General features: G+C 36.8%; 8 protein-coding genes. 1 reads left to right on the top strand and 7 read right to left on the bottom strand.

All coding sequences use genetic code 11. The annotated features are described in order from the left end of the window. Positions 1-3 precede the first annotated feature (3 nt). Genes H0U71_06650 through H0U71_06640 form a run of 3 tightly spaced genes read right to left on the bottom strand, consistent with a single transcriptional unit; the run spans position 4 to position 3,265 of the window. A complete protein-coding gene (locus H0U71_06650) occupies positions 4-1,113 on the bottom strand; it encodes a type III polyketide synthase (protein ID MBA2654729.1) in 1,110 nt (369 codons plus the stop codon). A gap of 33 nt (positions 1,114-1,146) precedes the next feature. Further along, a complete protein-coding gene (locus tag H0U71_06645) occupies positions 1,147-1,791 on the bottom strand; it encodes a CDP-alcohol phosphatidyltransferase family protein (GenBank protein ID MBA2654728.1) in 645 nt (214 codons plus the stop codon). Next, positions 1,748-3,265, bottom strand: a complete 1,518-nt coding sequence (locus H0U71_06640; GenBank protein MBA2654727.1) for a hypothetical protein — start codon at positions 3,263-3,265, stop codon at positions 1,748-1,750. Before H0U71_06640 ends, H0U71_06645 begins: the two co-directional genes overlap by 44 nt. Before the next feature lie 496 nt (positions 3,266-3,761). Here H0U71_06640 and H0U71_06635 point away from each other — a divergent pair, with 496 nt between their 5' ends. Continuing rightward, positions 3,762-4,307: a lytic transglycosylase domain-containing protein gene (locus H0U71_06635; GenBank protein ID MBA2654726.1), complete on the top strand. Its 546-nt coding sequence runs from the start codon at positions 3,762-3,764 to the stop codon at positions 4,305-4,307. 46 nt (positions 4,308-4,353) lie between these two features. On the opposite strand, the gene H0U71_06630 is transcribed toward H0U71_06635, so the two are convergent. From H0U71_06630 to H0U71_06615, 4 genes are all read right to left on the bottom strand, one after another. After that, positions 4,354-4,599 carry a DUF333 domain-containing protein gene (locus tag H0U71_06630; protein MBA2654725.1) on the bottom strand — a complete coding sequence of 82 codons (246 nt, stop codon included), beginning with the start codon at positions 4,597-4,599 and terminating at the stop codon, positions 4,354-4,356. 33 nt (positions 4,600-4,632) lie between these two features. Continuing rightward, positions 4,633-5,097, bottom strand: a complete 465-nt coding sequence (locus tag H0U71_06625; GenBank protein MBA2654724.1) for a DUF892 family protein — start codon at positions 5,095-5,097, stop codon at positions 4,633-4,635. 86 nt (positions 5,098-5,183) lie between these two features. After that, on the bottom strand, positions 5,184-9,464 hold the full coding sequence (locus H0U71_06620) for a hypothetical protein (GenBank protein MBA2654723.1): 4,281 nt from the start codon (positions 9,462-9,464) through the stop codon (positions 5,184-5,186). A 125-nt stretch (positions 9,465-9,589) separates the two neighbouring features. After that, the gene (locus H0U71_06615) at positions 9,590-13,843 is read right to left on the bottom strand and encodes an ankyrin repeat domain-containing protein (GenBank protein MBA2654722.1); all 4,254 of its coding nucleotides are present in this window, start codon (positions 13,841-13,843) and stop codon (positions 9,590-9,592) included. Positions 13,844-13,927 lie beyond the last annotated feature (84 nt).

The raw sequence follows: 13,927 nt of genomic DNA, 5'->3' as shown, positions 1-13,927 counted from the left end.
TTTTTAAACATAATGGGTTTTCAACAGCATTGATTCGAGGGTAAGGCCGGGGCCAAATGCACATCCGAAAATTGTTTTATTATGGTGTTCTGGAAGGCTGATATCTTCCCAAATGAGGTTTAATACAAATAAAATTGTCACCGAAGACATATTGCCGTAATTTTCCAGAATATTATAAGAGTATCTATTTTGCAGTGCATTAATGCCGAGAGATTTTTCACATGCCTTTAGAATTTTTTTGGCGCCGGGATGTATGGCATAGTAATCAATATCCTCTAACGTTAATTCTAAATTTTTCATGAGCTCCTTCACAAAAAAAGGAATTCCTGAAGCAATGGCTTCTGGAACATATGAAGTTAATATCATGTCAAATCCTGAATCACCAATATGCCATGCCATTTCTTGCTGACTACTGGGTAAAAGATCACAATGAAAAGCAGTCAAACCTAAATATTTATTTTGTTTCGGTTCCCCTTGTATTAATACACAAGAGGCTCCATCCGCAAAAATAGCGTTGGAGGTTAAATTATCTAAATCTTTTTTATTTTGAAAATGGATAGTGCAGATTTCTACGCATACCACTAGTACGTTTGCTTGTTTATCTGCCCTGCAAATTGCGTCGGCTATTTTTATCCCATTAAAAGCACCATAACATCCCATAAAATTGATGGCGGTGCGTTTGGTATTCGACTTCAAGCCTAACTGCTGCACCAGTTCAATATCTAGACCCGGAGCATACATGCCTGTACAACTTACTGTGACAAGATGAGTAATATCTTGTTTATTAAAACCTTGAATTTTTATAAGACAGTTTTGAATCGCCACTAAGGCGAGAGTTAGTGCATTATCTTTGTAAATTTGCATGCGCGCGGCGGTAGTAGGAAATGTTTCATTTTCATTATTAGGAAAGAACTCAAATTCTCCCGGGATTTTACAGGCATCCGCTAATACGCTATAGCGATACTTAATGCCAGTAAATTTATAGAGTGCTCTCAATAGTTTTTTTTCAGAGGAATTAAGTTGTAATAGGTTGCCAACTAACTCGACTGCCCTTTCTTGATTCTGCTTATAAATAGGATTCGCGATGCCAATCCCTGTAATCCCTATTTCCAATGTCCACCTCTCGTATAATAAAATTTGGTCCCTTTATATTCTCTTCCGAGTAAGTCCTTCCCAAATAACTGGGATAGTGCGTAAGATGGCCATGCTAACGGTTAACCATAAAAACAAATGGGCTAAATGATTCATGTTTTCATGAGTAATTAGAGTAAATAAATATCCCTGCGGCATGAGCAGTCCAGCATAACAAATAAAGGTGATCATTTTGAAACTGTTGTAGGTGCCACGACTTAGCCTGGAATTTACGAAAAACTTAGCCCAGGTAATTTTGTGCCAGCTAAAGGGCGTAGTCTTAGTGGTTGCATAAATCGTTCTTACAGCGTCAATAATCAGTCCGCGAATCAATAATGTTAGAGCAAACCAGACACTGAAAAGGTTGTTAGACGCAAAGTAGATAAAAAAGATGTTTTCGATAATTCGATCAGCAAGAATATCATAGATAGAGCCATTGAGAGAGGAGGCATTAAGTGAGCGCGCGATGAATCCGTCTAATGCATCTAATGACATCAAGATAAGAATAAGAAAGATAGCAATTAAATTAGTAAGAGGATTAATTTGTACAATTAACAACACCAATAGAGCCATGATAACTCTAATTAATGTAACCACGTTTGCTATGGGTAGCTCTTTACTTATATTTTTTATAAATCGTGAAACTGTCAAAATGGTCATAAATTTCGTAATTCCTGAAAAATTCAACAAAGTTTTTATTTTGCATGAAAAAGCTTACATAATTGAAAGGACCCGAACGGTAAGTGAGTGCCTGTGGCGTATTTTCAATGACCAAAAAATCGGGTTGCTCATTAATAAGCGCCTGAGTGGTAAAGTTTTGAAACATACTTACGTCTCTTACGAGAGAAGGTGACATGTTAGTTTGATGGAGGATGATATAAGGCAAGATCCATGGATTAGACCACGGGGAAACAATTTTAATTTTATTGTCCAGGTAAAGGGGAAGGCTGTGTGCAGGTCTCAGTTCAATAACAAAGAAAAACACTTTTTTATTAAGGAAATGTGTCTCGGCATAATGGATCCATCTATTCTCTACGCTACTGGGATTTTTAAATAAAAATAATTCGTCTTTGGTAAAACCGATAAGAGTCATCATTATTGTTAAGAGTATGCCTGCGGCTAAGGAAACCGTGATTAAATTACCTGTTTTCACGGTAGCACTTTTGAGTTCTTCATAAAATTTTAGGATGATAAAAATTAACAGAAGTACTACGAAGCTAAGCGCTGGGTAAAAATGGTAATACCAAAGTTTACGCTCAAGAAAATAAATAGTCAGCGATAGAAATGCGGCAATAAAAGTCATTACTATATGATAATTGCTGCAAAATTTTTTAAAATTAAGAATGGTTATGACCATGGCTGTTAGGCTGACAAACGTGAGCACCTCCAAAAGCAACACTGACCAGGGAAAATTAAAGCCACTTTCGTATTGTAATATCATCGGAATAATATATTTTACGTATTCTGGATATATAAAGATGGTTAACAATGCAAAAGCAATCGTGGACAAATAAAATATTAGGCTGCCGGGGGCGGTTTTTTTTACTTTGATGTAGCTATATAAATCTAAAAGTACAGGAATACACAGATAGAAAATATTTTGGGCAATACCATAGGCGCCTAATGCTGCGATGAGGTATGTTTGCCACTTGTTGAAATTTTTCTGATATGCGGTTGTGAAAATAGCGCTAAGATAATAAGGTAAATAAAATTCTATTAAGATCATTTCTCGGTGCCCAAAATTAAAGGCGGGCAGAAATAATAGAATAAAGACAACCGTGTAATAAAGAAATTTTTTTCTTATTAAATCATCATTAAAAGTTTGGTTAATAATGCGATAGCTGAGTAACAAGGGAATAACATTTGTTATTACCATATAGCTGTTAATTAATTGAGGAAAAGATAAGCCCGATATGCCCTTTAACCAAATGACTGGAAAAAAATAACTGAATACCAAGGGGGCATTGGTGTCGAACATATTGACTAGATAGGTCCCTCCGTTTAGTAAGCGTCCCGCTCCCTCAACATGCCAGGCCACGTCCCAGTTTATAAATGTTTTTGTATGCAGCCAAAAGATAACCAAAAGGCATACAAAAGTTAATGTAATATCAATAAGTGTGTCTTTTTTTTCCATGACTTGCTTATGTTTCGATAGCATTATTCGAAAAATATACGGATTGCCTGGTACCAAACAAAAACTTAGATCATTGCGGTCGTCTGCGACTTGTGGCTGCTAGTGTTAGTAGCGCTAAAATACCATTCCTACCCTCAAATTAACAGGGTTGTCTTCCCTCCTTCTTCAGGTTATTTCCACGCGGGGGCAGCCAAATAGCGGCCGTTATAGGTCAAAAACCGCTCCAAATACACCGCAAAGGCTTACATTTATTGTCATCTTTTTGCCCTTTATCCTGTAATCCGGAAATAAAAAACAACTAATAAATCACTGATTTAGTTAGATTTTTATTAAAATTAACTATATCCAGGAACCTATTAATGTTCCCTTAAGATTCATCGCGTATCATTACTTCTGTTGTATGAAATAGCTAGCTCATTGTAGCTAGTTAGAACATCCGCTCAGCCTTTTAGGACGATTAGCGTGAGTGCTCGTTAACTAACTAATTGGGGTCTTTATGAAAAGTAATTTAATAAGTAAGTTTGCAAAGTTTGTGTTGATTCCTTCTGTGATATTTGGCTACTCCATAAGCTCATTTGCTGGTAACCAATTACAACAAGCATTGGCAACAAGTCAACAAAAAAGCCAATTTACTTTTATATCAAATAAATTGAATGAATTAAGCTTACCCAAGGAGTTAGCGTTAATCCCAGTGATTGAAAGTCACTATAACACCAAGGCAGTTTCTCCTAAAGGAGCGGGTGGTCTTTGGCAGCTTATGCCAGCAACAGCGCGTGAAAACGGTATTTCAAGTGGTGATCGTTTTCAAGTAGGCCCTTCAACTTCAGCCGCTTTAAATTATTTTAAACAACTCCACAAACAATTTGGTAATTGGGAGTTTGCGGTGGCAGCTTATAATGCTGGTGGTGGACGGGTACAAAAAGCCCTGAATAAAAACCCTTCGGCGACGTGTGTGCAACAGTTAAACTTGCCGCAGGAGACTAAGCAGTACGTGAAGAAGTTTTATCAGATGCAAGCTGAATTAAAGAGTTATGACGCTTAATCTCTAGTAGATAAGGAAAAATCCCTGCTTTAGCAGGGATTTTTTATTAGTAAAGAGGTTTAGGTGCACTGGGGTTTGAAGGGATATTTAATTTATTTTGTCCTGGTCTACACTGACCTCTTAAATAAGACCATTCTTCACAATATGAATTGTCAGGAAAGATACAAATGCCAGAATTTTTAACTAAAAGATATTGGTAACCTTTAGCAGTACAATTTGTTGCCGCTGGGTTAGGCAATGCAAATGAGTTAGCCGTAAACCCCAAAGCCAAAATAAAGATAAATTTTTTCATATTTAATTCCTCGTGCACTGAATAATATTAGTTTTAGGCGGCTTTTCGTTGGCTACTGGATAACGTATTTTCGATCCAGGCTTTGTGACGGCGCTCATCTGATAATCCTTGCATGAGTATTTCCTTGGCGTCGTCCCATTCATCAGCTCGCGTATTTAAGCGTTCATAAGCGGTATTCGTATCTACTTCATTTGATAGCATTGCTTTTAATATGGCGTCATCACCAAATAAATTAGCAAGCACTACCTTGCCTTGGGTAACTAAATGCTTTGCACTCGGACTGTCAGGAGCATCTGCTTGATGTTTGGAAAGTAGTGATCGAATTTCACGAATATGTCGTTCATGGTCTGCTTTGAATTCATTAAGTTTACCTTTGTAATCTTCACGGTCGAGTCTGTTGATAGCAGCTTGATAAGCTTCAACAGCGTCGTAATCTAATTCGCATAGTTGATATAAAGCATCAACAAAATTATCTTGTGTTCCTACCAATGTTGTCATGGTGTCACTCTCCATTCTGTGTAAAACCATAATAATAATAGGCTAAGATTCTAGATCTAACCACAGAAGTTGAGGCAAGCAGTTGGCTACATTTTAATTCTTTTGAATTCTACTATTTCTAATTCATCCTCTTCTTCATCTTTGCCCTCGTGACGTTTGCGATTATTATTATTGTTATCATCAACAGCAGACTTAGGAGTAGAAAACAATTGCTCATAGTGAGATTTATTGTTTTGAATTAGACATTCCCTAAGGGCCTGTAAAAATAAGGGCGAAGCATAATCCAACACCGTTTTGCCTAATTTATTTTCAATGAAAATGTCAGCACCATAGTTAAGAAGCAGGTTCAGCAGTTCAGAATAATGTGCTGATTTCGAATAGAGTGTGGCAGTAATCAAGGGGCTAGATCCAGGTAACCATGCTTTCGTTTCTGGATGAAGTACGCAAACCTTACAATTAGAATAAACATTTTGAGATAGCAATTGCTTAATGCTCTCCAGATCATTTTTAATAATTGCTTGGTGTAATGCATAAGGGCCATTTAGATCTAATTGCCATTTTTCACACACAATAGAAGGAGAGGCAGAAGGGTTTAGGAGCATTGTGTTAGATTCTTTAATCGGAATGTCATCGAGCAATTTCTCGCCAATTTCTGTTTGGTCGCACCATCTTATCTGCGCAAGGTGGGCACTGTGCGAGGGGATATGGTGATGATAGTTTGATAGATCAACATCCATGACTAACACATTATAGGTACAATCAATACAATCCAGTTTCATGGTTGAATTTATTGTGAAGCTTACTGGGATACTGTCATCGAAATCAACATCCAATAAATAGGTAAGGTTCTTAGTGAATTGGTGGAGTTGTAAATCATTAATATTATCTACCAAGACGGCGGGTAAGACCCAATCACCGTGCGATAGAAGATCCTGGCCTTTTTTGTAGCCTTTTCTAGCTAATAATATTTTGTTGCAAGAATCAATGCTGGCTCTTGGCGCAAATACAAGTAAATTTCTTTCTGGTAGTCGTGCATTTTCTAATTTTTGTTCAAATTCAGGGCTAGAACAAAATAACTTTGCGATGAAGCTAGCAGTGATTGGCTGGTCCCATAATCTCGAAGGTTGGGAAGCGCTGTTGCCATTATTATCAACATAAATAACCTGATTGGGGTCAGTATGAGAGGACAACAAAATATTCATGGCGTTCATATCATTCAGCAGAATTGAATTCATTAAATGAGTGAAATGGCCGGAGTCTTTTCTCAGCCTTGAAAGTTGCAACACAGACGCCGAGGTAAGAAGAGATTCCATAACAGGATAAGCTTTGTGAATCATGGATTTTGTTAACAAGGTAATGTCAAAAAGAGCGTGTGGAATATTAATTATATGTTGATTTTTGTTGATCAGTTTTACTATTTTTTCAGCCCTTTGTTTTTTGGCAATGCTTACATATATTTTATTAATAGCCGTATAGAAAGTGATTGCAGGTTGTGTATCTGCTACGGAATGATCGATATACTCTATTCGTTTAATAACATCGGTCGTCAAGTTCACGCGATTTGCAATAGACAGTTCGCAGGCTGGAATTAATTCATGTAATTGACTGATGGATTGTTGTTGGAGTTCATGCGCAGTATTTTCTGCTTCGATGGGGCACATGCTTGGATGTTGCTGCCTTACAAATTCTGTATATTCACGCAGAAATGGGCTCAAAAGGCTATACTGAGTTTCTGGATCTAGATATTTTATATGATCTATGAGCACCGACGCGAGGCCTGTGATTATATCCCCATTGATGAATGATTCATTTACCATTTTAATTCTTTTTTCTTGAAGGTTACCCCCTATTTTATATTTCACAATCATGTAGCAGGAGGATAAACCATCATCGATATGATGGCTATATTCAATAGTGGTATTGCCGATAGTATGGGTTTTAACTTTTCGTATGGGATAACCATACCAATCACTTGTTTTCAGCCATAATTGATAACCGCGTTCTAATAGTTTTGTAAGTGATAACACAAAAACAGTGTTACCATAAAAAGTATCCAATTTTTCAGGAAAGGGTTTGTTTGGGGTATTCATAACAAAGTAAACATATTTATCATTGCCAAACATTTTGTCATAAGCACTAGTGCCTCCGTCGTGACTAATTATTTTTTCTGCTAAATCACGATTAGAGAAAATAAACCCGCTATCAATGACTGCTTTTGGGTGTTTGCTAGCATGCATTAGATCAAAATCTATCTTTCTCATTTCAGATACTAAGTTCTTTAATGCGTACTCTATCTCACTGGCTTGTATTTCACGGTTGGTGGGGATAAATTTCATATTGGCTGCTACAGCTTTAGCAACTAGGGGGATATTCGCATTTAATTTTATTTGTAACTCGTTGGGGATTCTTTTACTGTAATCCATCAATTTAAAATCATTGCCTACTGCCTGTTCAACTCTTCTAGCAGCGTAAGAGCTAATAAATGATAAGGCCGGTTTAGTTATGACTTGTAATGCATGCCTAGCATCATCTTTGTTTTTTGGTGTGTATGGAACCTGGGGCGGTGTCTGGTAAAGCTTTAGATATTTTATTAAATTATTTAAAGGCATTTTTATTCTGATGAGACACAGTCCTTCTTCAGATCGAACAAAATCTACAGGCAATTTGGCCGCGTGAATAAAATTTTCTAGCTCTGATAGTGAGCATTTCGCTAGAACATAGGTCAAACTGTAATTTGACCCTGCCTGGTTCTCCGATGCCTTTTCAGAAATTCGGATTTCTAAAAACGAAACAAAAGCAGACTCTTTAATCAGATCGTGTTTCGCGTATCTATAGTTTTGTAAAACACTAAATGCAAAGCGTAGATTTTGATGAATAATTCGATCAAAATAATTCATTATAGTAGGGACGTTTGAGGTGTTATGTATTTTGAGCCACAATGGGCTGATTACGTTGTGAAATACATTGTCAGGATAGAACTTCATCAAAGCAAGAAGAGCCTGATGATTAATCGTCGGGTTAATTGTGAGAGTAAATAGTAGCGCTCTAGCGCCTAGTGAAAATGTTGCATCATATAATTGCCACATTGCTTTCAGTAATAAACGATTGTTAGGATCACTTAGGAGTTTAAGCAAAAATTTTTCGGGATTTAACACAAATTTTTTCAGGTTTGACAGTGTATATTGCTGTAATATCTTCGGGGGTAATGGCTGGTAACTATAAATGTCAGAACATAATTGCAATATTTTTTTAGGAGTGATTGCACTCTGCGAGAAAATGATGTCAGTTAGCTGTTTGATGTCATAAAAAAACTTAGGGTCATTAACTGTTCCTCTGGCATTTCTCATTAGATAAAAGATGACTGAATGCAATTCATCTGACAGGGCGAATAAATTAGCACCGCGCGATAAAAGCTCACATGCTATTTCAGGATTATTCATTATAAATGCAAACTGTAGTAAGGTGGTTTTCTCTTCACCCACTTTGTATTCAATAGTTATGCATTTTTCATCAAGCAAGCTAGTCAATAAGGTAATGTCATTTTTCTTATAAAGAGCGGTCATAAATAAATCATTAATGTTGCTACACTCTGGATTATTAAGATGTAATTTAGCTTCATGATAACCCCACAATTTAATGCATACTTGATAATAATCGAATATCGCGTTGCTTATATTATCTATGTTGAAAAGGTTTTCTTGCTCTTGTAAGCTAAGTGGGCTGTCTTCTTTCGGAGTTAACATTTGGGAGATTTTGCGAATTAACTTATGTACACGCGGCATGCTTAAAAAGCTTGGATGAGAAATTGTGCGCATATAAGCAGCAAATAGCCATTCTGCCATTCTCTTGGTTTTAAGACTTTCATCTTGGTTAGCTGTAAGACTTGCGTTTCCAAGTAATATAATTAATTGATGTAATTTGGTGGCTTCCGTTGAGTTCGGCTCAGAAGACAACAAAGAATCGGCTAATACATAGCTTGGTTTTACCGCTAGATTACTCGCGTTGTTGAGTTCAAGAGAAGTAATCAAGCGTATCTCAACTAGATCATGCAGATATTTATGGCTCAAATCAATGGTCGCTGAAGCGAGAGTGCCATCATTTATTTCAATAACAAATTTGTGGGCGATTGCCAATTCATAAAGAGTCCAGAGAAAATCCAGTTCTGTTTGAATATGATCGTGGATATCAAAACTAATTATGAAGCTATCATTTCCCCAATAGTAGATATGCATCTGGTTGCCGAGTCTGGGTTCACCCTTAAGCTTTTCCAGTAGTGATTCGACCAAGAAAACGATGTCTTCTTGTGCATTTTGAGCAGATATAGTAACAGTAAAATGATCATTATTTGAATTGTGTCGCAGCTTCATTACAGTCCTCGGATATTATATGTCAAACCTAAAAGAATATCATTATGGATAATTTAAAAAAGTCATTTGAGTCTAAAAAACTAAATCCAATTTAAAATAAATATTAGTGATAGTGTATCAATCTGTCAGCCTAATTTTATTTGGTTAATTGCAGCAACTGCGTTGTCTTGCAGTTTATTATTGTTATTGTCATCATCCTTAGCAAATAGCTGAGAAGCCTCAAAAAGCGATTTAAATTGAGAATTATCGTTTTTAGAGAGCCAGCTTCTAAGGCTATTCAAAAATAAGGGTGGAGCGTAATCAAAAAATGATTTACCTACTTTATTGTTAATGAAAATATTTGCACCGCGAGGTAGGAGTAAATCTAACAATTCAGCGTGATTGGCGGAACTTGCATACAGCGTTGCCGTAATTAATGGAGTACATCCGGGCAACCATTCCTTGGTTTCGGGATGAAGCATAGTCACCTTACAATTTGCATACCCTTGATGCTGTAACAGTTCCTTTACTGTGAGCATGTCATTTTTGATGATCGCATGATGCAAGGCATAGGGGCCATTCGATTCGGCTTGCAGCTTTTTAGCAAAGACAACATTCGATGAGGATGGGTCAACAAGCAATAAATGCGATTCTTGAATAGGAAGGCTGGCAATCTTTTTATCCTTGTGCACGGTGGCGTTATCGCACCATTTAATCATAGCAAAGTGATCACTATAGGGAGGAATGGTGTCATCATATTTAGATAGATCAACCTCAATTACTGTTACGTGGTGACTGCAATCAATACAATCCAGTCTTACGTTTTGCCTGTGGTTAAACTGTAAAGGGTCAGGTCCATTGAAGGTATATCCCAGCAAAAATTCCAGATCTCTTTTAAGTGAGCTAAACGTTAATGATTGAATGTTCTGTACTTGAATAGTAGGTAATACCCATTCGCCATACGGCACATGATGGGAGCCTCTCCTACTAAATAATATTTTTTCACCTTTGCTTCTGGCCACAAATATGACCCTATGTTTTTCGCTAAGGGCGGCTTCTATTAATTGCTCTTCAAAGTAAGGGCTGGTAGCGAATAATTTAGCAATGAATTTAGCCGTGACGGGTTGATTCATTGAATCGTTAGATTCAGATGAGCTATTGCCATGGTTATCAAGATAAATTATTTGGTTGGGATTGGCTTTGGATGACAACAAAATTTCAAACGCTTGTTTATCGTCCAGCAGGATGGAATTTATTAAAGGCGTAAAGTATGCTGAGTTTTTGCTAATTTTAGAAAGCAGATGTGGTGAGGCGCCGTGATAGAGTAGCGCTTTCATGACCGGATAAGATGTATGCGTCATTGAAGCTGTTAATAGGCTAATATCAAAAAGGGCATGACGAATATTTACCTGATTAGGATGTTTGGAAATCAAGGCAATTATTTTATCTGGACTGTGTTGCTGCACAATACTTAAATAAAGCTCATTTACGAGTGAGTAGTGCGATATTTCAGGTTTTTTTGTGGCCATTTCAGGGTCAATATAGTGTATTGACTTAATAGCTTCAGCAGACAAATTAACTCCCCTTGCGATAGATAATTCACAAGCTGGAATTAGATCATGTAATTGACTAATTGATTGATTTTGAAAAGATTGAATTTGTTTGTCTAGTATTGCTGAATCTAACCATGGGTTTTTTTGTTCAACAAAGCTTTTATAGGCTGGTGCGAATGGAATGAGGAGGTCATACTGCGTTTTGGCATCGAGAAATTGAATATGATTAGTAAGTACGCACGCAAGCCCTGCTGCAATATCTCCATTGACAAATGATTCATCCGCAATATTTATTCTCTCCTCTCTCGCCTTACCGTCTACGATATATTTTGTGATCCTATAACTGGATAATTTATTTTCTGATAGATGATGACTGTATTCAACCCTTGTTTCCCCTATGGTAAACGTTTGGACTTTTCCAATGGCATAGTTATATAAGTCACTGGTTTTCAGCCATAGCTGATAACCCAGCTCTAACAATTTCATTAATGAGAGCACAAAAACGGTATTACCATAAAAAGTACCCAGTTTTTCAGGAAAAGGTTTATTTGGTGTATTCATAACAAAATAAACGTATTTATCATTGCCGAACATTTTGTCATGTAAGCTAGTTTTTCCTAGATGGCAAATAAATTTATTTGCTAAATCATGATTGGATAGCATTACACCGCTTGCGATGACGGCGGGCGAATGCTTGCTTGCATGCATAACATCATAATCGAGCGTTAACAACTTCGAGACTAAATTAATCATTGCAGCTTGAATGTCTTCAGCGCGCATATTGAATTCATGGGGGAAAGTTTCAATTTTTTCTGCTATGGATTTTGAGACGAGGGGTATATCATCATGTAATTTTTTAAATAGTCTTTTGCGATTTTGTTTACTACGCTGCGCAAGGTTGAAATTATTTTTAATCGCATTTTCAACCTGTTTGGCAGCAAAAGAACCAAAAACTGTTAACTTACGTTTGGTCATTACTTGTAGTGCGGAATTGTATTTGTCAGTTTCTTCGCTACGCGAACTGTAGTGGTGGGATTGCTTTTTATAAAGGCTGAAATATTTAACTAAATTCGCTTGGCTCATTGTAATTCTTAAGAGACTTAAGTTTCCATATTCACATATTAAACTAACAGGCAGTTTGGTTTCTTTAATGAAAGAGGCTAGCTCTCGTGCAGGACATGTGGCAAGCACATAGGTTAAGGAGTAATTTGCTTCTTCCTTGCTGACAGCCTCTGTATTGATAACCCGGATCTCCAAAAAGGAATCGAAGATAGAATCGGTTATAATTTTATGTTTGGAGTATTTATATTTTTTTAAAATACTAAACGCTAGCGGCTTATTCGACTCAATAATTGTATCCAAATGCGTCGTTATTTTAACTGTACTAGAGTGATTGGTTTGGGTAAACCAAGCACGATTGCCTATCGTATTAAACAGATTAGAAGCATGCATATTCATTAAGCACAAAATAGCGTCATGATTAGCTTGGGCAGAGTGGCTTTGTGTCATTAGGAATGAGCCGCAGGTGGGCCCGAATTCTGATTGATATAATATCCAAAACGCTTGTAACCTCAGCGGGTCACTGGGATGAGTAATCAGTTGCCGCAAGAAATTCTCTGGGTTTGAAATATACGCCTGAAGATTGGCTAGCGTAAATCTGCTAAGCATTTCTGGCGTCAAAGGGAGAGCTTTATAAACGTGAGAATATAATTGTAATATTTTTTCTGGAGTTATCCCATCAGCACTAAATATAATATCTACTAATTGCTGCGTGTCTTCCTCATGCTCGCGTGTTTTATTTTTTTTGGCTATATTTTGCATTAAATAATAAAGGGCCGAGTCCATTTCTTTTGAGACAGCAAATAAATTGGCTTTATGGAGTAAAAGTTCACAGGCAATTTCAGGATTATTCATCTTAAATGCAAATTGCAATAATGTTATTTCTTCATCACCCAGTTTGTATTCAATATTCATACATTGTTTTTGCAGTAAGGAAGTCAATAGCGCAATATCATTTCTAATATAAAGGGCGTGCATAAAGAGATGGTTGACGTCTTTAGATTCGGGTTTATTAAGGCTATGTTTTAGTATTTCATATCCATAGCGTTGAATCTGAGCATTATAATATTCAAAAATTGCATTGCTAACATGATGCATATCAAAAAGTTTTTCTTGTGCCTCTATGCTAACAGTTTCACTTTCTTGTGGCATTAACATTTGCCGGATTGCCGTTACCGCCTTAATGGGAGCAACTAAATCAAATAAGTTGGAGCAATGAAAGACGCTGCGCATATAAGCGACAAATAACCATTCCGCCATTCTTTTGATGACTAACTGCTCCTCTCCTTCAGTTGTAATCTCCACCGCACCAAGTAAAAGTAAAAGTGAATGTAATTTTGTGGCTTCAATGTTATCCACTTGCCCCTGTTTTAATAAAGAGTCCTCTAGCAAATAGCGGGGTTTATCATTTAGTTCATCAAGTTGTCCTAGCTCAGGCAAGGTGATTAAACCTTTGAGTGGTAAATTGCAGAGGTATGTGCGGCTTAAAGCTCTTATAGCTGAAGTGAGAGAGCCATGGTTTATTTCTACATCGAAGCTGTTGGCCATCATAACTTCGTAAACTACCCACAGGAAATTTATCTCTGTATTGATGACATCCGCAGAATGCAAAAATAATTTATAAACACTATCTTCCCTGCGGATGTCTTTTATTTCACTTGCTATTCTGGGGTCAGCCTGAAGCTGAGTGAGCATGGCGTTAGCAATTGATGCTATGTTTCCCCCTTCATTTAGAGTGGTTATAGCTATATGTAAACCATTGTTATTTTGCTCTGTGAACAGTTTCATTAAAATCCCAGGTAAGTTTATTTATAACCTAAAATGATACCCATTATTGGCCATTTTATACAGTAATTTAAGGTTATAAGGCTT

The organism is Gammaproteobacteria bacterium (genome assembly GCA_013697705.1).
GTDB lineage: Bacteria > Pseudomonadota > Gammaproteobacteria > UBA6002 > UBA6002 > UBA6002.
Note: the sequence above shows the minus strand (reverse complement) of the source record. Positions and strands in the feature narration are given on the sequence as shown.